The sequence below is a fragment of the Kribbella polygonati genome (genome assembly GCF_050320105.1).
Classification (GTDB): Bacteria; Actinomycetota; Actinomycetes; order Propionibacteriales; family Kribbellaceae; genus Kribbella.
Genome location: NZ_CP190129.1, coordinates 2,401,706 through 2,426,200, shown reverse-complemented (window position 1 = coordinate 2,426,200; position 24,495 = coordinate 2,401,706). Strand labels below are relative to the sequence as shown.

Sequence of the window (24,495 nt, the reverse complement as noted above, 5' to 3'; positions counted from 1 at the left end):
CACCATGTACGACCACCGCAAGATCGGCCGCGAACTCGGCCTGTTCGACTCCGACCCGCTGATCGGCGCCGGCCTGCCGTACTGGCTGCCTGCCGGTGCTGCGGTCCGCCGTGCCTTGGAGAACTACATCTCCGAGGTCGAACGACGAGCCGGCTACCAGCAGGTGTATTCGCCGGTGCTGGCGAAGAAGGAGCTGTACGAGATCTCCGGCCACTGGGAGAAGTACCACGACGACATGTACCCGCCGATGGACATCGGCGGCGGCGAGGAGCTGATCCTGCGGCCGAGCATCTGCCCGCACCACGCGCTGATGTACCGCTCCCGCTCGCACAGCTACCGCGAGCTGCCGCTGCGGATGTCCGAGCTCGGCGGGCAGTACCGCGCCGAACTGTCCGGCGCGATCGGGGGCCTCAGCCGGGTCCGCGCGATGCAGCTGAACGACGCGCACATCTTCTGCCGCCTCGACCAGGTCGCCGCCGAAGCGGCCTCGGCGTTGCGGCTGATCAACCAGGCGTACGCGGACCTGGGCATCGCGGCGTCCCGCTACGTGCTCGCGTTGCCGGCGGAGGATGCCGAGTTCAACAGCCCGTCGAGCAAGTACGTCGGGGACGCGGCGAGCTGGGCGCGAGCGGCCGCGGTGCTGCGGGAGGTGCTGGAGGACGCGGGCGTCGAGTACTCCGACGCACCCGGTGACGCGGCGTTCTACGGGCCGAAGATCGACATCCAGATGATGGATTCGGCCGGCCGCGAGTTCAGCCTGTCGACCGTCCAGATCGACTTCCACCAGCCGGCCGCGTTCGGGCTCGAGTACGTCGGTGCCGACGGCAACAAACACCGGCCGGTGATGGTGCACCGGGCGATCGTCGGCAGCATCGAGCGGGCGATGGCGCAGCTGATCGAGGTGCACGGCGGGGCGTTCCCGGCGTGGCTCGCGCCGGTGCAGGTCGTCGTACTGCCGATCTCGGACGACGAGGAGAAGGCCGCGGCTTCCGTTGCGCGGCGGGCGTCGGACCGCGGGCTGCGGGTCGAGATCGCACACGCCGACGAGGGCAGCCTCGGCGCGCGCATCCGGGAGAACCGGCTCGCGCCGTACCAGACCGTCATCGGCGCCCGCGAAGCGTCCGCCGGCGAGCTCGCGGTCCGCGAACGCGACGGGAGCAAGTGGAACCCGGCACCGATCGGCCAGGTGCTCGACCGGATCCGGCGAGCGGCGGAGCCCCAGGCCATCGCAATCGCCGACGAGGAGGAGTTGTGAGCGTGGGCGCCGGCGGTGGAGCGTGATTGTGATGGCCTGGCGGTTCAGCTCTCCTGGAGCTGCCCGATCAGGTGCGTCACGTCGTGTGATTCGTCGTACAGGGCGAAGTCCAGGGTCTTGCCGGACTGCTGGTAGCCGAACTGGGTGCGGGACGGGAGCAGCAACGGCTTGCGGAAGTCCACGCGGACCGTGAACGCGTCCGGCAGCGCGCCGGCCCGCTGGACGGACGCGAGCGCGGCGGCCTTGGCCCACATGCCGTGCGCGATCTGGCGCGGGAACCCGAACGCCTGGGCGGTGAGCTTGAACAGGTGGATCGGGTTCCGGTCGCCGGACGCGGCGGCGTACCGGCGGCCGAGGTTGCCGCGCAGGTCCCACCAGGCGTTCGCGGCCAGCACCGGATCCGGCAGCAGGTCGGCGTGCGCGTCCGGCGTACCGGCGGACCGGCTGAGCAGCGTGGTGAGGTCGCTCCACACCAGCTCGTGGTCGACGAACACCTCGCTGATCACGTCGAACACGGTGCCCTTCGGATGCGGGCGTTCCGGCGTACTGTGCACGCGGATCGACGGCTCCGCGTGCAGCGGGATCGGCTGCGCTTGCGTGATCGTGTTGGACAGGTGCACGATCCCCATCGGCTTGTACGGGAACGACGGGTCGGACATCAGGTCCAGGTGCAACGGGAACGCCAGCACATGCGGGTACGTCGGGGGAAGCGCAGGCCCCGCTGCGAACCCGGTGACTTCTCGATAGGCCTGGAGATGATCCTGGTCGACTGCCGAGCGGGGGAGCTCGAGCGTGAGGCCGTCCTCGTTCGGCTCGTAGTCGGCGCGGCGCAGCGTCGCCTTCACGGTCCGCGCGTACAGAGAGCCGAGGCCGGGGGAGTCGTCGTACCGCCGGGTCGGCATCTCAGGCGCCCAGCAGGCTCTGGCCGCAGACGCGGACCACGTTGCCGGTCACGCCGGCCGACGCCGGGTCGGCGAACCAGGCGATCGTCTCGGCCACGTCGATCGGCAGCCCGCCCTGCTGCAGCGAGTTCAGCCGGCGGCCGACCTCGCGGATCGCGAACGGGATCTTCGCGGTCATCTCGGTCTCGATGAACCCGGGCGCGACCGCGTTGATCCGGATCTGCTGGTCCGCGAGTACGGGCGCGAGCGCCTGCACCAGGCCGATCACGCCGGCCTTCGAGGTCGCGTAGTTCGTCTGGCCGTTGTTGCCGGCGATCCCGGCCATCGACGAGACGCCGACGATCGAGCCGCCGTCGCGGATCGCGCCGGACTCGACCAGGTGCTTGGTGATCCGCTCCGGTGCCCGCAGGTTCACGTCGAGGACCGCGTCCCAGGCGTCGGTGCGCATGTTCACCAGCCGGCGGTCGCGGGTGATGCCGGCGTTGTGGACGACGATGTCGAGGCCGCCGTGCTGCTCCTGCGCGTGTGCCGCGATCCGCTGCGCCGCGTCGACCGCGGTCACGTCGAGGAGCAGTTCGGTGCCGCCGATCTTCGAGATCACCTTGCGCAGCGGGTCCGCGTTCTGCGGTACGTCGACGCCGATCACGGTCGCGCCGTCGCGGGCCAGCGTGTTCGCGATCGCGGCGCCGATCCCACGGGCCGCGCCGGTGACGAGCGCCGTACGGCCGGCCAGCGGGCGCTGCGGGTCGTTGCTCACCAGCGGGCCGGTGCCGATCCGGGCGACCTGCCCGTCGACGTACGCCGACTTGGGGGAGAGGAAGAAGCGGAGCGTGGAGTCGAGCTGCTCGTGCGCCTCCGGGGCGACGTACACGAGGTTGACCGTGGCGCCGCGCTTCACCTCCTTGCCGAGGCTGCGGGTGAAGCCCTCGAGCGCGCGCTGCGCGATGTGCTGCTCGGTGGTGGGGCTGAGTTCCGGCGTACGGCCGACGACGATCACCCGGCCCGCCGGGGCGAGCTGGCGGATGACGGGGGAGAAGAACCGCTGCAGGCTCGACAGGTCCGCGGTCGAGGTCGCGCCGGTCGCGTCGAAGACCAGGGCCTTCGGGCGGATCTCGCTGGACGCGACGCCCTCGGTCGCCGTACTGAAGCCGGCACCGATGTCGCGCAGCAGGGCCTGGATTGCCTTGCCGGCGTCGGACTCGCCGATCGCACCGAAGACGACCGGCCCGTCGATCACCGGCGCGCCGTCGGTCCAGCGCGGCAGCGGCAGCGGGTCGGGCAGACCCAGGTTCTTCACCAGCGTCTTGCCGAGCGGCGTGCGGGTGAAGGTCTGGTAGCGATCCGTCATCTCAGCTCCTACTTCTCGAGGATGGCGACGACACCCTGGCCACCCGCGGCGCAGATCGAGATCAGCCCGCGGCCGCCGCCGTTCTCGTCCAGTTGCTTCGCCAGCGCGGCGACGATCCGCCCGCCGGTCGCCGCGAACGGGTGCCCCGCGGCCAGCGAGCTCCCGTTCACGTTCAGCTTGTCCCGATCGATCTCCCCGAGCGGCGCGTCGAGACCCAGCCGTTCCTTGCAGAAGATCGGGTCCTCCCACGCCTTCAGGGTGGACAGTACCTGGGAGGCGAACGCTTCGTGGATCTCGTAGTAGTCGAAGTCCTGCAGTGTGAGACCGGCACGCTGCAGCATCCGCGGTACGGCGTACGCGGGGGCCATCAGCAGGCCCTCGGCGCCCTTCACGTAGTCGACCGCGGCGGTCTGCGAGTGGGTCAGGTACGCGAGCGGGCGGAGGCCGCGCTCCTTGGCCCACTCGTCGGTGGACAGCAGCACGGTGGACGCGCCGTCGGTCAGCGGGGTCGAGTTGCCCGCGGTCATGGTCGCGGTCTCGCCCTTGCCGAACACCGGCTTCAGCCTGGCCAGCTTCTCGAGCGTCGTGTCGGGCCGCAGATTCTGGTCCTTCTCGAGCCCGAGGTACGGCGTGATCAGATCCTGCTGGAAGCCCCGGTCGTACGCCTTCGCCAGGTTGAGGTGGGAGCGGTACGCGAGCTCGTCCTGCGCCTCGCGGGTGATGCCCCACTCCAGCGCGGTCAGCGCGGCGTGGTCGCCCATCGACTTCCCGGTCCGCGGCTCGGCGTTCCGCGGGATCTCCGGTACGACGTCCTTCGGGCGGACCCGGGCGAGCACCTTCAGGCGGTCCGGGTACGTCTTCGCGCGGTTCAGGTCGAGCAGGACGTTGCGCAGGTGGTCGTTGACGCTGAGCGGCGCGTCGGACGCGGTGTCCACGCCGCCGGCGATGCCCGCCTCGATCTGGCCGAGCGCGATCTTGTTGCCGACCAGGATCGCCGCCTCCAGCCCGGTACCGCAGGCCTGCTGGATGTCGTACGCCGGCGTCGTCGGCGCGAGCTTCGACCCGAGCACGACCTCGCGGACCATGTTCCAGTCGCGGGCGTGCTTGAGGACCGCACCGGCGACCACCTCGCCGACCTCCTGCCCGCCGAGCCCGGCCCGGTCGACCAGGCCGTTCAGCGCGGCGGTGAGCATGTCGGAGTTCGAGGCGTGCCGGTACGTCTTGTCCTGCCGGGCGAACGGGATCCGGTTCCCGGCCACCACGGCCACCTTGCGCGGTTCGGTCACGATGTCTCTCCTGCTCTGGCTCTCGCGGAGCGGGTCTTGGCTGTCAGGGCTTTCTGTCCCACCGCGGTTGCCAGGGTCGCGGTGATCGCGGTCGACCGGACGGTGCCGACATCGGCATGATGCACTACCGGATGACCGGGCCGGCTGCCCGACACGATCAGACCGACCCTTGCCATGTGCAACGATCCGAGGGTCTGCGTGTACAGGTGGTTGGCCAGGTACGCCGTGTCCACCTCGTCGAACACGCCGGTGCGCTGGCCGGCCTTGAGGATCGCGGCGATCCGGTCCAGCGGCGCGGCCATCGCCGTACCGAGTTTGACCATCACCGGCTCGGTGATCTCGCCGAACAGCTCCTCGCCGGTCCTTCTGAGCAGGCTCATCGCGCAGTCGGTGAACGCCGGGTAGCCGAGACAGAAGTCCACGAAGGTCTCACTCAGCGCCCGGAGCCGGTTGAGCGGCGTTCGTCTCGGGCTGTCATTTTCTTGCAGGCGCTCTTCGAGTTCCCGGAGGTAGTCGACGAGCGTCAGCGCGAACAGCTCCTCCTTGCCGGCGAAGTGCCGGTAGATCAGCGCCTTGTTGATCCCGACCCGCTTGGCGATATCGTCGATCTGGGCGTCGATCGTGCCGCGCTCGTCGAAGATCTCCCGGGTGGCACGGATGATGTCCCGCTCCCGGTCGCGACGACGCTCCGCCGTGGTCCGGCGGCGTCCGATCGCGAGCAGCGCGGAGCTCATGAACCGATCTTAGCCACAGCGGTACCCGTTGGTGCAAACGACAGTTACACTCATCGGTAACATCCCCGCTTTTGTGAGGACCTGATGAGCGACCCTGTTGTGTCCGCAGACGTGATGACGCTGGCCGGCGAACTCGGCGCCGAGCGCTCCAAGCCGGGCTGGAGCCCGTTCTCCCTCGCGCTGAACGAGGAGCAGAAGGAGATCCGCGACTGGGCCCACACCTTCGCCGCCGACGTCATCCGCCCGGCCGCCGCCGAGTGGGACGAGCGCGAGGAGACCCCGTGGCCGGTCATCCAGGAGGCCGCCAAGATCGGCCTGTACGGGCTCGACGCCAACATCAACCTGTTCGTCGACCCGTCCGGCCTGCTGATGCCGCTCGTCCACGAGGAGCTGTTCTGGGGCGACGCCGGCATCGGCATGTCGCTGAAGGGCACCGGCCTCGCCTCGTCGGCGATCTTCTCCAACGGTACGCCGGAACAGTGGAGCCAGTGGATGCCCCGCTGCTACGGCACACCTGACGACGTACGCGTCGCCGCCTTCTGCTCCTCCGAGCCCGGCGCCGGCTCCGACGTCTCGGCGATCCGTACCCGCGCCGTTTTCGACGAGGCGTCCGGCGAATGGGTCATCAACGGCCAGAAGGCCTGGGCCACGAACGGCGGCATCGCGGACATCCACGTCGTCGTCGCCACGGTCGACCCATCGCTCGGTACCAAGGGCCAGGCCGCGTTCGTCGTACCGCGAACCGAGGTCCACGGCCTCCAGCAGGGAACCAAGCTCCGCAAGCACGGCCTGCGCGCGTCGCACACCGCGGACGTCTTCTTCGACAACGTCCGCATCCCCGCCGCCAACGTCCTAGGCGGCAAGGAAAAACTCGACGAACGCCTCGCCCGCGCCCGCAACGCGGACAAGAAGTCGACCGGCCGCAACGCCTCGATGGCCACCTTCGAAATGACCCGCCACATCGTCGGCGCCCAAGCCATCGGCATCGCGCGAGCCGCCTACGAAGTAGCCCTCGACTACGCCAAGACCCGCGAACAGTTCGGCCGCCCCATCATCGACAACCAGGGCATCGCCTTCAAACTCGCCGACATGGCCCTGGAAATCGACGCCGCCCGCCTCCTCGTCTGGCGCGCCGCCAACATGTCCGCCGCCCTCATGCGCGGCGAAACCCCCGACTACCGCCACGGCGAAGGCTCCATGGCCAAACTCAAAGCCGGCGAAGTAGCCGTCAAGGTCACCGAAGAAGCCATCCAAATCCTCGGCGGCAACGGCTACACCCGCGAATACCCCGTAGAACGCATGCACCGAGACGCCAAGATCTACACCATCTTCGAAGGCACCTCCGAAATCCAGCGTTTGGTGATCGCCCGCGCGATCTCAGGAATGCGCATCCGGTAGACGTTTCCGCAGGTCAGAGACTGACGGTCGGTTGGTCGGGATCCAGGCCGTCGTCCAACTCCCGAGAGGTCATGGGGGAGCGGACGGCGGCCTGCTCCGTGACTGCTACGTGGGATTTGAGAGCGAAGAGCTTCGCGAGCCTGGAGTCCACAGCCTTCCGTGCCCGCTCGTGTGACGACGGCAGCATGTGGGTGTACAGCCTCAGCGTGAACCCCGGGTTGCTGTGGCCTAGGTACTCGGCCAGCTCCTTGATGTTGACCCCATCCGCGAGGGTGATGCTCGCGAAGTAGTGCCGCAGCGCATGCATCCCGTTCTCCCGGCTCGACACGTACTGCCGCCGACCCCGCCGGTCCGTCTTCGGGGCCGCAATCACACCCGCATAGAACAGCTCCGGCTTCCAGACCAACTCGTCGTACGTCCGCGCACGGATGTGCTTGTCATCCGTCCACCGGAATAAGAGCTTCACGGTCCGCGGCTCCCCGTCCGTCTTCTCCCACGGCAAGGTGTACGGACGTGGCTCGCGAGCCTCGATGTGCTCCTTGAGTATCAACGCCGTCCCGTCGGACATCGGCACGGTCCGCTCGGTGTCGTTCTTCGGCAACGCGAACACGAACTCGCTCCCCAGCTTCTTCACCTGCCGCCGAACGTGGATGACCATTTCCTCGAAGTCGACATCCTCCTCAGCGAGCCCGAACAACTCACCCTGCCGCAGCCCACACGCCGCTCCGACCGAGGCAATCGGCCGGTACTCCGATGCGTGGCCTTCAACGATCCGGAGCACCACGTCGTCGCTTCACGCAACGGTCCGGCCGCTCTTCTCGGCCGGCACTTTGACCGCTCGCCCCTTGGCCGGGTTCTTCTTGATCGCCTCGTCATCGACCGCGATCTCCAACGTCCCATGCAACACGAGGTACGCCGTACGCGCGGTCGACGGCCCGAACCGCGCATCCAGATCAGCAACCCAAGCCGCGATCTCCGACGGATTGATCGTCCGCAACTGCCGCCGCCCAACACCGGCTCCACATGCAACCGCAACGACGACTCATACCTGATCAACGACGCCGGATCCACCACCCGCGAACCCAACCACCGCTCCGCAACCTCCCCAAACCGAACCTTCCCAGCCTCCGGATCGATGTACTCCCCACGCTCCCGATCTGTCTCCATCGCATTCGCATGCCGCTCAGCTGGTCCCTTGGTCCCGAACGCCTTAGTCCGCTCCCGCCCCTCCGGATCCACCCACCCCGCCAACCACCGCTTCCCCTTCCCCCACCGCTCATTCCGCACCCGCGTCGTCGTCCCATCCGCATGCTTGACCGCGCGTGTCCACAGATCCTTCACATAAGCCACCGCACCGCACCTCCGTCGTCGTCGATGTGCGGCAGATCAACGTGTGGGATCGGACGACTTCCGTGGATCGACAAAACCTGGACGACGTGCGCGGCAGACGACCTACGAACTTCCTCCGCGGTGGGCGACACCCGCGCTCGCCGGCTCGGACGACTGTGCGTGGAGAATGCGTGACAGCAGAGAAGGCCCTAGGGCCTTGGTGCGATCACGAAGTCGCAGTCGTGGCTTTGGAGGTCTCCACCAGCACCGTTTGTAGGTCAGTGCTGACACCACCCGGACCAGGAGGGCACCCTAGTGTTGGTGGGAGTTGACACCACCCTGGCGGGCGCGCAAGCGGAGCTCGTAGTGCAGGCCAAGTGGCGGGAGCACCCCAACCGGGACACCCCGAGCACGTCCGCGATCAGGCCGAACTGTGGGCGGGACAGGCACGCACCGAACTGGAGTCCTGAGCAAGTGACTGTCTGAGGGCGCCTACACCATGGCCGATGATCCGGGTTCGTGGCGAACGGTCCCCGATCACCTCAAGATGCGCTTCTAACCAAACTTGACTAGACGCTCCTTCCCGTGCACTGTGGCCAAGTAGCCAAACTTGACTAGTCTCAACTAATCCGTTCGCCACACCGGGAGAAGGAATCGAACCCATGGGAAAGCTCGCGATCGAGACGAGAGGGTTGAGCGGAGGTGGGCGCACGTCGGCGACGAAGCTCCTGGTGCTCGGTATCGTGCACCTCTCCGGCGGTGCGCATGGCTACCAGGTGCGGTCCGAACTGCAGAGCTGGGGTGCGGAGAGTTGGGCCAAGATCAAGCGCGGCTCGGTTTATCACGCGCTGAAGAAGGCGGCGGCTGATGGCCTCCTCACTGAGCACGCCGAGCCGGGCAACTCCGGGCCGGAGCGCATCCTGTACCGCGCGACAGCTCGGGGCCGCGAGGAGATCGTCGAACTGGTCCGCGACGGTCTGCGGCGCACCCACGACCCGGACATGCTCAACGCGTCCATCGCCATGTTGCCCATGCTGACCAGGGCAGATGCCATCGCGCAGGTCAACGAGCGGGTCGCGCGCCTGGAAGCGGAGTTCGTAGGGCAGGCCAAGGGGTGGGAGAACCCGAACCCCGACATTCCCGAACACGTCCGCGATCAGGCCGAACTGTGGGCGGGACAGACACGCACCGAACTGGAGTGGGCGAAGAGCCTGAGCAAACGACTGTCTGAGGGCGCCTACACCATGGCCGATGATCCGGGTTCGTGGCGAACGGTCCCCGATCCCCTCAAGATGCGCCGCTAATCAACCTTGACTAGACGTTTCCTCCCCGTCCACTCCTAGCCAAGTAGTCAAACTTGACTAGTCTCAACCAAGCCGTTCGCAACACCGAGAGAAGGAATCGAACCCATGGGAAAGTTCGCGATCGAGACGAGAGGGTTGAAGAAGAGCTTCGGCACGACCCACGCGGTCGCCGGTGTGGACCTGGCCGTGAGCGCCGGGGGCGTGTATGGCGTGCTCGGTCCGAACGGGGCGGGCAAGACCACCACGATCCGCATGCTGGCCACGCTCCTGCGCCCCGATGCCGGAGAGGCGCAAGTGCTCGGTTACGACGTCGTGCGTGACGCCCGGGCGGTGCGGAGCAGGGTGGGTCTTACCGGGCAGTTCGCGTCGGTCGACGAAGACCTCACCGGGGTGGAGAACCTGTTGCTGCTCGCCAGACTCCTCGGCTACTCACGCCGCCGAGGCAGGGAGCGGGCGGCCGACCTGCTCGACGCGTTCGGTCTTGCCGAGGCGGCCGACCGGCAGGTGAAGAAGTACTCCGGCGGGATGCGCAGGCGCATCGACATCGCGGCGAGCCTGGTCGTCACCCCCGAACTGATCTTCCTCGACGAGCCCACGACCGGGCTCGACCCGCGCAGCAGGAACCAGGTCTGGGAGATCGTCAGGGGCATGGTCGTCGAGGGCGCCACCGTGGTGCTGACCACGCAGTACCTCGACGAGGCCGACCAGTTGGCCGACCGGATAGCGGTGATCGACCACGGGAAGGTGATCGCCGAGGGCTCGAGCGGCGAGCTCAAGGCATCGGTCGGCGCCGGCTCGCTGCACGTACGGCTACGTGCGCCCGAGCAGCGGGCTGAGGCAGAGCGGGTCCTCGCCGGCGTCCTCGAGGTGCCGGTCGAGCCCTCCGCCGACCCGGCCGCGCTGTCCGCAAGGATCTCCGACCCCGAACGGGTCGCCCGTTCCCTGGCCGAGTTGTCCCGCAGCGGCATCGACGTCACCGAGTTCGCGCTCGGTCAGCCGAGCCTGGACGAGGTCTTCCTCACCCTGACCGGACACGCCGCCGAGGAGACACCCGAGGAGGATGCCGCATGAATGCCACGTCCGTAGAGCAGGCGTCGGCGCCGGTCACTGAGGACGCGCTGCGCAGTGTGCTGTTGGCCGGTGAGCGGCCGTCTCCCCCCGGCCCGGTGCGCACCTCGTTGACATTCGGCTGGCGCGCCTTGCTGAAGATCAAACACGTCCCGGAGCAGCTCGTCGACGTGACCATGTTCCCGATCATGTTCACGCTGATGTTCACCTACCTGTTCGGTGGCGCGCTCGCCGGGTCGACTCAGGAGTACCTGCAGTTCCTGCTGCCCGGGATCCTGGTGCAGGCGAACGTCATGATCACCATGAACACCGGCATAACGCTGAACACCGACATCCAGAAGGGCGTGTTCGACAGGTTCAGGTCACTTCCGGTGTGGCGACCGTCGCCGCTGGTCGGCGCCCTGCTCGGCGATCTGGTGCGCTACTCGATCGGGTCGGCGATCGTGATCACGCTCGGACTGGTCCTCGGGTTCCGGCCGGAGGGTGGCGCCGTCGGCGTGGTGCTCTCGGTGGTGCTGCTGGTGGTGTTCTCGTTCTGCCTGTCGTGGCTGTGGACGATGCTCAGCCTGATCCTGCGCACGCCGAACTCGGTGGCGGGGGTCAGCATGATGGTGATGTTCCCGCTGACGTTCGTGAGCAACATCTTCGTGGACCCGAAGACGATGCCGGGATGGATGCAGGCGGTCGTCGAGGTCAACCCGATCACCCACCTGGCGACCGTGGTACGCGGCCTGATGCACGGCTCGGTGCCCGCCGGGGAAATCGGCTGGGTGCTCGCCTCGTCCGTATTTCTCGTCGCGGTCTTCGGTCCCATCACCACGGTCCTCTACCGCAACAAGAAGTAGAGGATTCCGAGAGACGAGGAGAGCGGCAAATGAACACCGACATCACGAACAACTCGCGTGCGGGTGAGCACCAGCCCCGGCGCGCACGCAATATCGGGCTCTGGGTCCTGCAGGTTGCGCTGGGCGCGATGATCGCCGGCGGCGGAATCGCGAAGCTTGCAGGCGATCCGGCGATGGTGGACATGTTCGCGGACATCGGGGCAGGACAGTGGCTTCGGTACCTGGTCGGAACGCTGGAGGTCGCTGGCGGGGTGGGGCTCTTCATCCCGGCACTGGCGGGCCTGGCAGGTCTCGGGCTGGTCGCGCTGCTGGCGGGTGCCACCATCACCAATCGATTCGTGCTCGAGCAGAGCCCCTGGCATCCGCTGGCATTCCTGGTGGTGGCGGCCGTGATCGCAAGGGCGCTCTGGTCGCGCACCGAGGCCGTCGTCGGCACGCTGCTCAGGCGCTGAGACAAACCTCTCGGACGGAGATGTGAGATGAACGAGATGGCCTTTCGCGTGACATCAAACGATGGCACCACCATCGCCTACGACCGGAAGGGAAGCGGTCCGGCCGTCATTCTGGTGGGCGGAGCACTCGACGAGGGGGTGGAGAACGCTCCCTTGGCGCCGGCTCTCGCCGAGCACTTCACGGTCTACAACTATGCCCGTCGGGGACGCGGCGCGAGCGGCTTCACCGAGCCGTACGCCGTGGAGAGGGAGATCGAGGACCTGGATGCGTTGATCGCGGAGGCGGGTGGCTCGGCACACCTGTTCGGGGCGTCCTCTGGTGGCGCGCTGGCGCTGGAAGCGGCCGCGGCCGGGTCAGCCATCGACACGATCGCCGTGTGGGAGGTGCCCTACGCGGTCGGGGACGACATCCGCCCGCGATTCGAGAAGTACATCGCAGACACCCGACGCGCCTTCGACGCCGGGCGAGACGAGGAGGTTCTCGAACTGTTCATGCGCTTGACCGGCGCCTCCGACGACAACATCGCGGCCAGGAAAGCGGCAGGCAAGCAGACGTCGCATTGGGCGGATTCGGTCGCCCTCGCGCCCACGCTGGTCCACGACAGCGTCTTCCACAACCGCTACCAATTGCCGGCCGATCGACTGGCAACGGTCACCCAACCGGTCCTGGTCACCACCGGAGGACCGATCACGGTCCCTTATATGGCAGGCCTGCCCTCGGACTTCTTCGACCGCGCAGCCGACGAGCTTGCAGACCAATTGCCCCACGCTCAACGGGAGACCCTCAAGGGGCCGGATCACGTCGTCGACCCACAGACCGTCGGCCCGCTGTTGCTACTGTTCTTCAGCAGCGAACACTGAGGGGCCTGCGAGGTGTTGCGCGAATACCGATTAGGCACCGCGCAAGCAGATCTTCGTCGCGCCAGGGACACGGGGCAGACAGGTCATGTCGAGGTTGATGTCGTCGGCGGCATCACAGGCCTGATCCTGGGCGTGCTCGTCACCAACGTCTTCGCCACCACGCAAGGAGGTCCTCACCGAGCGTGAGGAGAAGGCATCGGTCGCGATCGCGTCCAATGAGTTCTTCGGCGGCTGGACCAAGACCTTCACCGACCCCCGGCTATGCGCAGCCATCGTCGACCGACTCACCTTCGGCGGCACCATCCTCGAGACCGGCACCGACTCCTACCGTCTGGCCAAGCCACAAAGCAGCGGACAACCTGGCACCCGTCGGGCGCGGAAGCGGTGTCGACGCAAACCAACATCCGCGACACCGACACGTGCCCGGCGGTCTCAGAACTCGCCAACAAGCGGTGTCGGACGAAACCCTCCTCAGTCGCAGTCGCAGTCGCAGTCGCAGTCGCAGTCGCGCGGCTGCAGGCTCACAGGCCACCGCCCGTGGGCGAGCTGCGTGGCGTGAAAGTGCAGATGCTTGTTCCACGAGAGCAGCTGCGATCACCGGCTACCTACGAATTACTCAGCGCGTTTTGAATCCGCTTCCACGACGAACCGGTTGTCGCCGATGTGAATGAGGCGAATCGTGGGCGGCGTACCCAGTGACCACGGAGCCTGGCCCGAGCGGAGAAGCCAGCGTCCGATCGTGGCGCTCCGGAGCTCACTGCACGTCCGCCAGAACGAGGCAGACAACGGGACCGAGACCTCTCCTTCACCCGGAACGGTCAGCACGATGTGTGTCCACTCCGGATCGAAGAGGCTATCGCGGTCCGCGATGCGGAGCTTGAGCCCGTATCCGGCGCCGGATCGGTGATGTGCGCCGTTGTTCCATGCTCGGACTTCCATCGCTGGCACCTCCGGAGTTCGATCGACCCGGCATTGCATCGTCAGAGGTTCCCTCAGGCTGGATAGCCATCGTGGAGATATGCCACCGTCTGCGATTCGGCGGCCTTGAGGGCAGCTTCGACGCGATGCCAGACGTATGGCCGTAGTCGGTGTCGTACCTGCTCGAGTTCGAAGAAGTCACACCGCCGCAGCTCGTCGCGGTCTGGTTCCAGTCGCGCAATCTGGCCGGCGGGGAGTCTCCCGGCGTCGAAGATGAACATCAGTGAGTCATCCCAGGGCCCATGCGGCGATACCCAGTCGATGCAGGAGAGGGTCAGCTGGTTCGGTGCCAGTTCGAGATTGAGCTCTTCTTTCAGCTCTCGGATGAGCCCGTCGATCGGCGGTTCGTTGGCCTCGATCATGCCGCCCGGGAGGTCCCAGTCGGGCTTGTAATCCGGGTCGACGAGGAGGAATCTGCCCTGCTCGTCGCGCAGGATCGCGTCGGCGCCGACGCGCTTGCGAGCTTGTTTCGCGTTGCCCTCTGCCAGGTGTTTTCGCCAGGCCTCGGGGTCGCGGCGGCAGAGCGGTTCGTCGGCGGTCATCGTGGCGTCGCCTGAGATTCGAAGGCGTCTGAGGCGATCCATTGCTGGAGCCAGACTCGTTGGCGCATCGTGTCAGCGAGAAGCTGTCTCGTGTCGCTGACTGTCGGCAAGTCGGCGTACGGCGAGAGCTGGTCGTGGATCTCCCTGAGCTGTTGAACGACGAGCTGTGATCCCAGCGATTCGGTTGAGTCGATGACGTCCCGCGTCACACGGCACGCCTCTTCAGCCTCGCCTTGCTGGATCAGGGACGTGATCAGGAAGAGCTGTCCGAACGCGTGGCTCCGCGTGCGATTCGACGGTCGGAGTTCGAGGATCAGGTGAGCGTGCTCCTGCGCCTCCGTTGGTTTCCCTAGCTGCCGCATGCATCGCGCTGCCTCGCTTGCGAGGCTCCCACGGTCGAAATGGCTGACCCAATCGGATGGTGCCTCCTCAGGGGATCCGCCGAGTGCCGCTTCAGCCTGCCCGAGAAGCAGGCGGGTCTCCTGATCGTCTCCGAGAGTGGCTCGTCCTCTGGCTTTCATGGCCAGAAGGCGAGCAGCCAAACCGGGATTTCGAGGGCCTTCGGCGAGCGCGGCTTCCCCGGCTTGGGCGAAACGGATGGCGCCGTGCGGGTCGACTCGATGGTGCGCGAGGTGACTGAGACTGGCCAGTACGTGGACGCCAAGTTGGCGATCCTGGCCAGCTTTCGAGAGGTGGAAGGCGCGCAAGAAGTGGCTGTACGCGCGATCGTCTCGCCCCGCGTCGTGAGCCATCCAACCGGCCATCTCGGTCAGTCCCGCTGCCGCCGTGAACACGGATGGATCTTCGACCACGAGGTCGCCGCCGAACAGCCGCGGGCCTACCTGTGTACGCAGGTACTTGACCACCGCGGCGTACAGGTGGCCGCCACCGACTTGCCGGTCAGCGGACCGGAACGCCTGCATTGCAAGCACGTCCGGCCCCTTCGCTGCGTCTCGGCGAGCCTGCGGTAGCGACGTGTTGTTGCAGACGTAGATCGGTGGAAGATGGGGGAGTGGGCTCGGGACGAATCGTGTCCGGCTCAGACGTCGACCCTGGACCCGAGAGGTTCTCCAATCGCGCCGCGAAGCGCGTTTCTCGTCATCGGTCGCAGCCGCGAGCAGCGTGTCCAGACCTTCCTGGTTGATCGGTCTCGGTCGGATGTTGGTGCCGCCGGCTTCCCACCGAGAGACCATTCGTTCGCTCACGCCGATGCGTTGGGCGAACTCGCGAATGCTCAGACGCTGCGATTCGCGCAGCGCCCGTACTTCGCGGCCGGACCAGGCCTGGACCATCACGGCCTCAGTCTCCCATTGGCCGACCTGCGTCTCCACTCGAACCTCGCCGCGCAGGTTCGGCGCAAGTTTAGTGCTGCGTCAGCGGCAGTCCATGGTGCGTGCTGTGCGGTTTGCTCGACGCTTATCCGTACCGAGCAACAGCCAGATCGGACGGGGTTAGAGGCAGATGCGAGTCGCTTTCGGGTACTTCAAGAAGCACTTTCTGATGAGCGACCCCGAGATCGCGGCACGTCGGCAAGCGATTGTCGGCTGCGCGGAAGCGAACGACTGCGTACTCATCGCGCTCTTCATCGACGAGCTGGAGACCGCGCCAGACGAACTTCACAAGGCGCTCACCGCCGTAATTGAGGTCGAAGAGGGCGCACTGATCCTGCCGAACCTTCATCACCTCGCGTCGGTTGGAAATCCGATCGCCATTCGCCAACACCTCCTCGCCGGCCATGTCGATGTCCTGCTGTCGGAGATTCCCAAGCAGGCGGGGCGGGTGTGCTGAGACGGCCTCTCCTCCTCAATGGCACCTGCACTCCGCGCCCGTTCCGCCCCTCCAACAGAACCTCACCGCCGGATCTCCTCAAGGATCGCGGTCGAGGTCCTGAGCCGGTTCGGTTGGTGCTGACACCTCTCAGCGCCAACCGAACCGGTGCACCTCTGGCGGACCAAATGAGCAAACGCGGCATCGCTCAACTTCCGCCTGCGTCGAACGTCGAACACTGAACGCGAGCCGTGCGTCTACGTCTGATCCCACGTGCGGTACGGGCTTCGGACGCGTTTGTGCTCGCGTCAGGGCTTCGCGGAGCGCTGCATTGGCACGCTGAAGTTCGGTGACCTGGTGCGCCGCAATCGACGGACTTCCGTGAGCAGCACGGTCACGTGTTCCGCCTCAATCGCGTCTGCCGACCGTACCCGTCGGCGGCTTCGCCAGTTGCGGAGCCGGCAGCCATCTGAGCAGAATCGCTGGTCGGATCTGGCCGCGGTGTAGGTGTCGGCGCAGTGCTCGCAGGCGTGCTGGCGCGCGGTCAGATCGCGCCCGAACGGGGGTGGGAAATCGTTCATACATGCTCAACGTGCGCACCGCGACAGAGCCGAATACTCGTTCCAGATCGCTGAAACGCCCCGAATGCCAGATGTGTGCCGTGGTCAGCCTGGCCGGTCGGTCGAGAGTTGTCCGCGACATTCCCGGGACTGGATGTTGTTCAGTGGCCGTCGTTGCTTGGCAACCACCACGCGTGTCCTGGACAGCGGGATCCAGGATTGCAACGAAGGTCCTGGTCGGGTGGCCTTCCGTGCGCCGGCCCCGTGCCTTGCTCAGCGGCAGATCTTCGAGCACACCGGTCACGTGGATGGCGGCTGGCTGACGTTCCTGCGTGGCGGCGAGGGCTCCAACGGCGACCGACGGAGTTGGACCCTCATGGCGTGCGTCCTCCCGCAGGATGTGAAGCAGGGCCACCTTTCCGATTTCAAGGGAATCGACGGTTGCGCGTGGAGGTGATCGTTGTCACGATCACCTGGTTGGGTCGCGGCGAATGAGGGGTGGACGGGACGTGACCTTGATCGACCGGATTGTGCCGGCGTTGGACGCCGGCGTCGACCACGATGTCTTCGAGCGTGCGGCCATCGCTCTCTTGCGTGCGCAGTACCCGAACTTGTCGGCCGTGGAGGCGGGGAAGGACATCGGGCGAGACGGCGACATCTACGGGGTCATCGCGGACGACCCGGAAAGCCGGGGACGGGTGCTCGCGACGACCGGTGACCCGATCGCGAACCTCAAGCGCAGCCACAAGAGTTGGCAGAAGTACCCCGGATTCCGAGTCGACAAGATCGTCGTCGTCTGCTCGAACGACATCACCGCCTCCACGCGCTTGAAGATGGACCAGTACTGCCAGAAGCATTCCCTGCCGATCCCGGAGTACTTCGGACGCGACTGGCTCGTGGCCGCGCTCGTGCGGGACTCCGAATGGCGGCTGCTCCTGACAGGGGGAGCGGGGCGAATGGACTCGCTGGTCCGCGTCCCGGCTCCGATCGACGGGCAGGTCATCCCGTTTGTAGGCCGTGAACTGGTACTGCGTGAACTGAAGGCCACGCTGTCGGAGGGCCAGGACGTCGTGCTGGCCGGCGTACCGGGCGTCGGTAAGAGTCGGCTGCTGTCCGAGCTTGCCGAGGCAGCTGACATCCTGTTCGCGGTTCCAGAGGCGAAGGACTATCTCGCGGACGATCTGTTGATGCTGGCCCCGTCGTGCGTGGTGGTCGACGACGCGCATCTGTCTGCGAGTCTGCTCGCCGAGCTGACCCGTCTGCGTCAGCAGGAACGGCTGTCCTTCGCCGTCGTGGCCACGACCTGGCCCGAGCAGGCGGACGCGGTAACGGATGTGCTGTCATCAGGTCGGACGTTGACGCTCGACCTGATGGCCAGGGCCGAGCTAGATGCCATCGTGCAGGCTCTGGGCGTCACGGGGGTACGAGCGCGGCATACGATCCTGGACCAAGCCGACGGGCGGCCGGGCTGGGCCGTGCTGCTGTGCCGTGCGGTGGTGGACGGAAACGGTCAGCAGGTCGAATCCGGCGCGGTCTTACTGCACAAGGTCATGCGCTTCATGCGCGGCGCTACCGACTCGGCCGTCACACTGGACGCAATCGCCTGCATCGCGGCCCTGACAGCGGTGAGCCAGGACGACCTCGCACGGGTCGCTCAGCTCGTCGACAGACTACTCGCCGAGTTGAACGAGGGTGTACGCACTGTCGCCACGCGAGGGCTTCTCGAGCTCCGCTCCGACCGCTGGGAGGTCTCTCCCACCATCAGGTACCCGCTCGCCAGCCACTGGTTCTTCGGCCCACTGCGCAATCGACCGTGGAGCTCTCTCGTCGCTGCCTTCCCTGAAGCAGATTCCACCCTCACCGAGACCTTGATGCGCGCGGCAGCCCTCTCGCCGGATGCACAAGGCGAGGCCAGATCCCGTATGGCGAAGCTTGGCGCGCCCGAGTCGTGGACCGAGGCGACTCTGCACGTGTTCCAGCTCTACGCGGTGACGGCGAGGGAGGCCGGCGACTTTGCGGCCAAGTCGGCCCGTGTGATCCTGTCGTCCGAGCGTGCACCTGTGGTCTCGCCCTGGGGAACCCCTCACGACCCGTTGGGGGCGGCAGCAGAGAAGACGCTTCTCATCTGCGCCCGGACTTGGTTCAACGAAGAGGCGGTCCATGGCTTGCTGGATCTCGCCGTACGAGACTCACGGCCGCTGTCGAGCCGCAGTTCGCTAGACGAACTGAGCAAGCTCACACGCTATCTCGATCCCGATCTCGGCACGCTGTTCGAGGTCCGCGAACGGTTGCTCGGGTACGCCACAAGGTGGCTGCAGGTCGATCCACAGCCAAGATGGCCGGTGTTCGGTGCGATCGTTGGTACCTGTTTCGATCCGTCGGTTGAGGGGACCTGGAGCGAGCCTGACGGCTCGAGCAAGTTCACGATAGCGAGTGGTGTCGAGTCGGCAGCCCGCTTGGGCCAGATGATCGAGCTGTGGGACGGCGTGGCGACGCTGATCGCGGGGGAGGACCCCGCCGAGATGCCCGCCGAGACGCTCAGCTCATTGATCGGGTTGTTCGAGGACTGGCTACGTCTTGCCGGCGGGCACATCAACGGCACGGCCACGCCGACCGCGGCCCAGATAGCCGCGGGCTACGAGGGCTCCTGGATGATCCTGCGAGCAATCCGACCACGTCTCGACTCTCGACCCGGTTCCGCCCTCCGGGTGCAGCGGGAACTCGACCTTGCGGAGCGTTGGGGCGTCAGGCCGCCGGCCGACATCTCACCGATTGACCTCGATGAAGACCTGGTCCAGTTCGTCGGTCGCCGCGATCCGTTCGCACCGATCGAAGAGTGGCGGCATACCAGAGACTCCGAACAGCGCGCTCTGGCCGCGGGCCTCAACCAACTCGGTCCGGACGCCGGAGCCGCGCGGTTCCAGGAACTCGTCGATGCCGCAGCCGAGGTCGATCAGCGTGAGCCCGCGGAGCTGGTCGCTCGGCGAGTGATCGATGAGGCGACCGAACCCACCGCGTGGATCGTTCCGGCGATCGCGCACCGCTCTCACGCGCTGCTCACCAACGCCCTCTGGACGGCGCGGCGACTCGGCCGACGTATCGATGTCGTACCTGTGGCTCGAGCACTCCAGGACGATGCTTTGCGCGGCGGAGTGATCGCGGCCGTGGTTGGTGTCGGCGACCGTGACCAGGTGGCCGATATCGTGGTCTCTGCACTGACGGCGGATGATGCGTGGCAACTGGAGAGTCTCCAGTTCGCCACGGAACCGAACGCGGTGCTGGGTGCACTCCTCGACCATCCCGTGATCCAGATCCGAGCTGCTGCGGCGCTGGCGTTCGACGTCGGCATCGGTCACGGTGTACCACTTCCGGAGGATCTGCGCGTCCAGTGGGAGTCAGCATTCCTGGACGCCGACGACGGTACGGCACCAGGGCAGCATGGGCGTTGGAGATTGAAGGAGATCCTCGAGGCGCTCGCGGTCTCCCAGCCCAGTCTCTGCGCGGACTGGTTCGAACACCGACTGCTCAACGGCGACAAGGTCGTCCGGGCCTCGTCGCGATGGATCGACGACGTCGAGGCGATCCCGTCGACGCTCCCAGCCGACGAGCGAGAGCGGCTCGCGCGACTAGCGGCCGGCGCGGGCTATCCCGGATATCAGCTCCTCCCTCCACTGCTGGAGGCCGACCCCGAACTCGCCGCCCGCCTGCTGAGAGAAGGCGTGCTGGACGGACACCGCGCACTCGACATGCTGAGCGGTGAACTCGACCACGGCGTCGAGGTCCTCGGCCCGGTCCTGCTGGCGCACGGCGTCCCAGCACCACAGGTCGCCCAGCAAATCTCGAGATCCCGTAGCTGGACAGGCCTGGAATCCGATGCCCTCAAATCAGACATCACCAAGCTCGAAGAGATGGCCGAACGCGTACCAGCACTCGCAGACATCGCGGCGTACGCGATCTCCGCAGCCCGGCTCGAACTAGACTGCGCCTTGGAAGCGGAACGCGAACAAGCACGACGCGGCACGATCTGGGACTAGCTGCCGAGCCGAACCGTCAAGGGCCCTACAAAGCAGGGTATCGAGGCGAACGCGGCGCGCTCAGACCACGCAGCGGTCCTCCTCGGCACTGACCGCACAGGCCAACCCCACCCCAGGCCATCACAACCGCAGTCAACCGCGCCTCGTCCACGTCCACCTGCCGGAGCCCCAGGTCGCTCAACTGACCGTCGTACGCCGCAGCGCGGCAATCGACCACGCAAAGATCGTCGGATTACTGGCCACGCCACCGATCTGGCCACTCTGGGCGAGCCTGGCTCCCGCCACCAGCGCGCCTCACACTCAGTCAGGCAATGACGCATCCGGGCGGCGACCGGCGGGACGGATTTGCGCCCGAGGCACCGCGTAACGCGCAACGCCACCACCTGCTGCGCGCGGCGCCACACCGCCCGGAAGAGTTGTCCTCAGACTGCGGCTGAGCGCGCGTAGGCAGATCGTGGTTTCCTTGTTTCTGTTGCTGGTGCCCTCTGAAACAACGTGGGGGCCGAAGAACGGCCGCCGATCGGCCCAGCCGGTGATCACTGTCGGCGCAGGACGAAGGTCACACCCAGAGCGGCCCCCACACCCGACAGAATCTCCGGCCTTCGCCGGGCTGTTCAGGGTAGATCAATATGACGAGGTCAAGATTGGCATCGCGCGACGTCGAGTTGTGGGCTACCCGCTGATCGGGGGCTATGGTTCCGACATGGGAGAGCTGATTTCAGGCACCGTTGCTCAGGTCGCGGGTGGAGTTGTGCTATCGGCCGGAAGTAGAGGACTCCGTTGGCTCCGGCTTGCCGGCCGATTCGAAGCGAGTTGGCTAGACCTGGCCGACGACCTTGTGGGGCAATCGCTTACAGCGCCAGAAATCGCTGACATCGAGCAGTTTTTGCGATCAACATCAGTTCGGCCGATCCTGAGTCTTCTGGCGGTTTCGCTATTAGGCCCATCGTTATCGAGTGACGACAAGACGCTTGATGTGATCAGGGTATCGTTTATCAAGGCGGCCCAGAAATGGAACGTGGATTCGCCCGAAACATGGCTCGAATCGGCGGACTTGCTTTGGGCGCGGATCGTCGAGTTGCTTGACACTGCCTTCGCCGCTTTGAAAGCGGAGAAGACGAATGACGAGGCTTCGCAATTCTCAAGATTTGTGAAAACCCCGCTGATGGCCCGCAAGAGAGGGGATGAGTTAACAGACTACCTCGCAAGAATCGTTGACCTGGCCAGCGATATTGACCGACTAGGAGCGCTTGAGGAGCTCTATTCTTCACTGCTCGAGCGCACAGGCAATCGCCAGCCACCGCCGATCCTCACGCACACAGATGTCGATACGGCAGCTGACTTCGCTCACCTATACATCCCACGAGTGATCTACCGCAGCGACGGCGCTGGGGAGAGCAGCGAAACTTTGATGGGGAACGGTTTGCCGTACAGAATCGTTCTGACTGGCGCGCCTGGAGCTGGAAAGACCACATTCGTATCTCATCTCGTATATGCCCTTTCGGGTTCCGAGGGCGTCCCGCGTATTACACTGGCCGTGCGATGCAGAGATTATCTTCGTGAGGGGTGGCACGGTTCGCTCGTCGACTACATCGCCCGGCTGTTGGAGCGCACGCTGGATGTGACGGAGGACGCTGACAAACTGCGCGACCTCCTACTGATGGGACGAGTCGAACTCATAATTGACGGACTCGATGAAATCGCGGACATTCCAGCACGGGTAGAAATGGTTCAGCGAATCGAAGCGCTGTGCCGGGTCTATCCGTCCATGTCGGTTCTCGTTACCTCCCGTGAACTGGGATATCAGCGCGCGAGTCTGGACGAGCGTCTATTCCAGCATTACAGACTCAAGGAGTTTACCGATCCGCAGGTCGCAGAGTATGCCGCTCGCTGGTTTTCACTTGTTGATCGGCAAGAGTTGACGGATCCGTTCATTGTCGAATCTCAGACCGTAACGGATCTTCGCTGCAATCCGTTGCTCCTATCGCTCCTGTGTATCCTGTACAGAGCTCGGGGATCAATTCCTCGTAAGCGCCGGGATATCTACGCGAAGTGCGCCGAACTGCTCTTCCTTAGATGGGACGCTCATCGCGGAATATCTCAGCCAGAAGACATGCCTGCCTATGGTGAACGGTTGATGCAAGAGATTGCTCGATGGGTATATAAGTCGAAGGCGGCGCAAGCGGGCCTTGAAGAGAAAGTCATCACCAAGGCGATCGGCGGGTATCTGGCAAGTATCGCGGGAATCGATGAGTCCGATGCCAAGATCCGAGCTGCAGAGTTCTTGGAATTCTGCGCGGGGCGGGCATGGTTGCTGGCCAAGATCGGCACGAGCGAACATGGAGAACGGATCTTCGGGTTCTCGCACCGAACTTTCTTGGAGTACTTCACGGCAGAGTCGCTCTGCCGTGCGGCGCCGGACGCCAAATCGGTGGCAGACCACATCATCACGGCGTTTCGCGCCGATCCGACATCCGTCTTGCCAGAACTCCTGGTCCAGGCCTACGACGACAAAGAAGACGGTGGTGGTTGGCGAGTATTTGAGGACATCTGCCTGCGAGGAGGCAATAGTGGATTGCCCATTCGCTTGATGGATGGCACGCTGCTTCCGCAGCGCAGCAGAAAACTGGCGTTCGATATGCTATGTGATGACTGGGATTCACCTCGCCGCAGAATGGGCTTGGAGACGTTCGTTGCTCTATTGAATCTCAACCGGGATGCGCGGTCGCACTTTATATCCGACTATTTGCAAGATAATCGCACCGCTCAGATGATGTTCATGAGCGGCTGGGCAAGCCTGGAACTCATCGACCAGGCGGGGTTTTTCAAAGATGAGTGGGCTTCGGAAGTGCGGAACTTGCTTAGATTGGCGTCATCGTCAGTCGACGATTTTGCTAGCGATTCTGTTTGCAAATCTTGGTTAGCGTTGTCTGAGTACGCCAAAGAAGTCACGGAAGCAGACGCTGCCGGGCTGTTGGTTGCACGGGGGCGGTTCGGTGCCTGCTTGGGTGCCGCTTGGTGGATAGTGGAGCGTCATCTATTCGGTGAACCTGTGAGTGAGGCTCAGTACAATCTTCTCAAGAGATGGATCCGAAGCGCCATATCGGGCCAGTCCATAGACAACGAGACCGCCATGTACTTTGTGGCGTTTCTGCGTGAAAGGCTCGACAAAATTAGGATCCGTGACCGAAGTTGGGCCTGCGAGTCGGAAGCAGTTAAAGAAGCATTGCTCACGATGTATCTTTTGCAAGGGGAGTACCGTCAGCCTTCGTCGTACCTTGAGCGGCTCGTCAGCGAATGCTACGGATTTAATATCACCCTGCTTCTTTCGCGACGCCGCGCCTCGGCTAGAAAGCGTGACTGGAGAGAGATTGAGAGGCGAGTTCCGGGGTGGGTCAACTCTTGGTGCCGCGAGGATATTACGTTGATTTACGAGTTAAGGGGGCGGTCTTGGGATCCAATTGCTGGGCAGTGGGTGACGACCGAGTCGGAGAAGCGGCGTTTGACGAGCGAAGACACCTACGAGGGGCTGGAGGATGGGTGGGACGAGCCAGAGCTGACAGAGCGTGACTTGGATCTACTTGCCGAGCGCGCTGCTCAGGATCACCTCGAACGTGAAATCTGGGAGAGTGGACCCGCTGCCCCGCACGAGGCTGACGAGGAGTATTAAGACCCACGCGACTGGGAACGCAGAACGGTGTGGGTGGCCGGCTGGCCGACGAGGTGTTCCTGCGCCGAGCTCGGAATGGCCGCCCGGAGGAGCAGGGGTGGACGTGCAGACCCTCGGATTGGCCTAGGTCGTCACGAGTTCGTACCACGCGTGGTCCCACGC

General features: G+C 65.4%; 19 protein-coding genes and 1 pseudogene. 11 read left to right on the top strand and 9 right to left on the bottom strand.

The window, feature by feature from the left end:
- Window positions 1-4: 4 nt before the first annotated feature.
- A complete protein-coding gene (gene thrS / locus ACQHIV_RS11530) occupies window positions 5-1,255 on the top strand; it encodes a threonine--tRNA ligase (protein WP_427893523.1) in 1,251 nt (416 codons plus the stop codon).
- Between the two features lie 44 nt (window positions 1,256-1,299).
- Here thrS and ACQHIV_RS11525 read toward each other — a convergent pair whose 3' ends face one another.
- The 4 genes from ACQHIV_RS11525 to ACQHIV_RS11510 are packed head-to-tail and all read right to left on the bottom strand — an operon-like array spanning window position 1,300 to window position 5,525.
- The gene (locus tag ACQHIV_RS11525; RefSeq protein ID WP_427893521.1) at window positions 1,300-2,157 is read right to left on the bottom strand and encodes a MaoC/PaaZ C-terminal domain-containing protein; all 858 of its coding nucleotides are present in this window, start codon (window positions 2,155-2,157) and stop codon (window positions 1,300-1,302) included.
- 1 nt (window position 2,158) lies between these two features.
- Entirely contained in the window at window positions 2,159-3,505 is a 1,347-nt protein-coding gene (locus ACQHIV_RS11520) for a 3-oxoacyl-ACP reductase (protein ID WP_427893519.1), read from the bottom strand.
- Window positions 3,506-3,513: 8 nt separating this feature from the next.
- Window positions 3,514-4,791, bottom strand: coding sequence for an acetyl-CoA C-acetyltransferase (locus ACQHIV_RS11515; protein WP_427893517.1), 1,278 nt, complete (start codon window positions 4,789-4,791; stop codon window positions 3,514-3,516).
- The gene (locus ACQHIV_RS11510) at window positions 4,788-5,525 is read right to left on the bottom strand and encodes a TetR/AcrR family transcriptional regulator (protein ID WP_427893515.1); all 738 of its coding nucleotides are present in this window, start codon (window positions 5,523-5,525) and stop codon (window positions 4,788-4,790) included. Before ACQHIV_RS11510 ends, ACQHIV_RS11515 begins: the two co-directional genes overlap by 4 nt.
- An 84-nt stretch (window positions 5,526-5,609) precedes the next feature.
- On the opposite strand from ACQHIV_RS11510, the gene ACQHIV_RS11505 reads away from it, so the two are divergent.
- Window positions 5,610-6,923: an acyl-CoA dehydrogenase family protein gene (locus ACQHIV_RS11505; protein WP_427893513.1), complete on the top strand. Its 1,314-nt coding sequence runs from the start codon at window positions 5,610-5,612 to the stop codon at window positions 6,921-6,923.
- Between the two features lie 13 nt (window positions 6,924-6,936).
- On the opposite strand, the gene ACQHIV_RS11500 is transcribed toward ACQHIV_RS11505, so the two are convergent.
- The gene (locus ACQHIV_RS11500; protein WP_427893511.1) at window positions 6,937-7,704 is read right to left on the bottom strand and encodes a site-specific integrase; all 768 of its coding nucleotides are present in this window, start codon (window positions 7,702-7,704) and stop codon (window positions 6,937-6,939) included.
- Between the two features lie 12 nt (window positions 7,705-7,716).
- Entirely contained in the window at window positions 7,717-7,920 is a 204-nt protein-coding gene (locus ACQHIV_RS11495) for a hypothetical protein (RefSeq protein WP_427893509.1), read from the bottom strand.
- A 994-nt stretch (window positions 7,921-8,914) separates the two neighbouring features.
- Between ACQHIV_RS11495 and ACQHIV_RS11490 the strand changes: the two genes are divergently transcribed.
- The 5 genes from ACQHIV_RS11490 to ACQHIV_RS11470 all read left to right on the top strand — a co-directional run bounded on the left by ACQHIV_RS11490 (window position 8,915) and on the right by ACQHIV_RS11470 (window position 12,782).
- Window positions 8,915-9,556, top strand: a complete 642-nt coding sequence (locus tag ACQHIV_RS11490) for a PadR family transcriptional regulator (RefSeq protein ID WP_427893507.1) — start codon at window positions 8,915-8,917, stop codon at window positions 9,554-9,556.
- A gap of 105 nt (window positions 9,557-9,661) precedes the next feature.
- Window positions 9,662-10,627, top strand: a complete 966-nt coding sequence (locus ACQHIV_RS11485; protein ID WP_427893505.1) for an ATP-binding cassette domain-containing protein — start codon at window positions 9,662-9,664, stop codon at window positions 10,625-10,627.
- On the top strand, window positions 10,624-11,469 hold the full coding sequence (locus ACQHIV_RS11480) for an ABC transporter permease (RefSeq protein WP_427893503.1): 846 nt from the start codon (window positions 10,624-10,626) through the stop codon (window positions 11,467-11,469). The genes ACQHIV_RS11485 and ACQHIV_RS11480 overlap by 4 nt, the downstream gene beginning before the upstream one ends.
- 29 nt (window positions 11,470-11,498) lie before the next feature.
- Complete coding sequence (locus ACQHIV_RS11475; protein WP_427893501.1) at window positions 11,499-11,921, top strand: DoxX family protein; 423 nt, start codon at window positions 11,499-11,501, stop codon at window positions 11,919-11,921.
- Window positions 11,922-11,948: 27 nt separating this feature from the next.
- A complete protein-coding gene (locus ACQHIV_RS11470) occupies window positions 11,949-12,782 on the top strand; it encodes an alpha/beta fold hydrolase (protein ID WP_427893499.1) in 834 nt (277 codons plus the stop codon).
- A gap of 30 nt (window positions 12,783-12,812) precedes the next feature.
- On the opposite strand, the gene ACQHIV_RS11465 is transcribed toward ACQHIV_RS11470, so the two are convergent.
- The gene (locus tag ACQHIV_RS11465) at window positions 12,813-13,031 is read right to left on the bottom strand and encodes a hypothetical protein (protein WP_427893497.1); all 219 of its coding nucleotides are present in this window, start codon (window positions 13,029-13,031) and stop codon (window positions 12,813-12,815) included.
- Here ACQHIV_RS11465 and ACQHIV_RS11460 point away from each other — a divergent pair.
- Window positions 12,949-13,119 (top strand): annotated as a pseudogene (locus ACQHIV_RS11460) (ATP-binding protein); the annotation flags it as partial. The gene ACQHIV_RS11465 and the pseudogene ACQHIV_RS11460 sit on opposite strands and share 83 nt — an antisense overlap.
- A gap of 655 nt (window positions 13,120-13,774) precedes the next feature.
- Here ACQHIV_RS11460 and ACQHIV_RS11455 read toward each other — a convergent pair.
- A complete protein-coding gene (locus ACQHIV_RS11455; protein ID WP_427893495.1) occupies window positions 13,775-14,302 on the bottom strand; it encodes an NUDIX domain-containing protein in 528 nt (175 codons plus the stop codon).
- Window positions 14,299-15,633: a helix-turn-helix domain-containing protein gene (locus tag ACQHIV_RS11450; RefSeq protein ID WP_427893493.1), complete on the bottom strand. Its 1,335-nt coding sequence runs from the start codon at window positions 15,631-15,633 to the stop codon at window positions 14,299-14,301. The genes ACQHIV_RS11455 and ACQHIV_RS11450 overlap by 4 nt, the downstream gene beginning before the upstream one ends.
- A gap of 169 nt (window positions 15,634-15,802) precedes the next feature.
- On the opposite strand from ACQHIV_RS11450, the gene ACQHIV_RS11445 reads away from it, so the two are divergent.
- The 3 genes from ACQHIV_RS11445 to ACQHIV_RS11435 all read left to right on the top strand — a co-directional run bounded on the left by ACQHIV_RS11445 (window position 15,803) and on the right by ACQHIV_RS11435 (window position 24,333).
- Window positions 15,803-16,090, top strand: a complete 288-nt coding sequence (locus ACQHIV_RS11445; protein WP_427893491.1) for a hypothetical protein — start codon at window positions 15,803-15,805, stop codon at window positions 16,088-16,090.
- A gap of 1,048 nt (window positions 16,091-17,138) precedes the next feature.
- Window positions 17,139-20,663, top strand: coding sequence for a hypothetical protein (locus tag ACQHIV_RS11440; RefSeq protein WP_427893490.1), 3,525 nt, complete (start codon window positions 17,139-17,141; stop codon window positions 20,661-20,663).
- Between the two features lie 463 nt (window positions 20,664-21,126).
- On the top strand, window positions 21,127-24,333 hold the full coding sequence (locus ACQHIV_RS11435; RefSeq protein ID WP_427893488.1) for an NACHT domain-containing protein: 3,207 nt from the start codon (window positions 21,127-21,129) through the stop codon (window positions 24,331-24,333).
- Window positions 24,334-24,495 lie beyond the last annotated feature (162 nt).

Bases quoted from the DNA above. Each gene is read 5' to 3' on its own strand.
- thrS (WP_427893523.1), top strand. From the start codon at position 5: ATGTACGACCACCGCAAGATCGGCCGCGAACTCGGCCTGTTCGACTCC.
- ACQHIV_RS11525 (WP_427893521.1), bottom strand. From the start codon at position 2,157: ATGCCGACCCGGCGGTACGACGACTCCCCCGGCCTCGGCTCTCTGTAC.
- ACQHIV_RS11520 (WP_427893519.1), bottom strand. From the start codon at position 3,505: ATGACGGATCGCTACCAGACCTTCACCCGCACGCCGCTCGGCAAGACG.
- ACQHIV_RS11510 (WP_427893515.1), bottom strand. From the start codon at position 5,525: ATGAGCTCCGCGCTGCTCGCGATCGGACGCCGCCGGACCACGGCGGAG.
- ACQHIV_RS11505 (WP_427893513.1), top strand. From the start codon at position 5,610: ATGAGCGACCCTGTTGTGTCCGCAGACGTGATGACGCTGGCCGGCGAA.
- ACQHIV_RS11490 (WP_427893507.1), top strand. From the start codon at position 8,915: ATGGGAAAGCTCGCGATCGAGACGAGAGGGTTGAGCGGAGGTGGGCGC.
- ACQHIV_RS11485 (WP_427893505.1), top strand. From the start codon at position 9,662: ATGGGAAAGTTCGCGATCGAGACGAGAGGGTTGAAGAAGAGCTTCGGC.
- ACQHIV_RS11480 (WP_427893503.1), top strand. From the start codon at position 10,624: ATGAATGCCACGTCCGTAGAGCAGGCGTCGGCGCCGGTCACTGAGGAC.
- ACQHIV_RS11475 (WP_427893501.1), top strand. From the start codon at position 11,499: ATGAACACCGACATCACGAACAACTCGCGTGCGGGTGAGCACCAGCCC.
- ACQHIV_RS11470 (WP_427893499.1), top strand. From the start codon at position 11,949: ATGAACGAGATGGCCTTTCGCGTGACATCAAACGATGGCACCACCATC.
- ACQHIV_RS11455 (WP_427893495.1), bottom strand. From the start codon at position 14,302: ATGACCGCCGACGAACCGCTCTGCCGCCGCGACCCCGAGGCCTGGCGA.
- ACQHIV_RS11445 (WP_427893491.1), top strand. From the start codon at position 15,803: ATGAGCGACCCCGAGATCGCGGCACGTCGGCAAGCGATTGTCGGCTGC.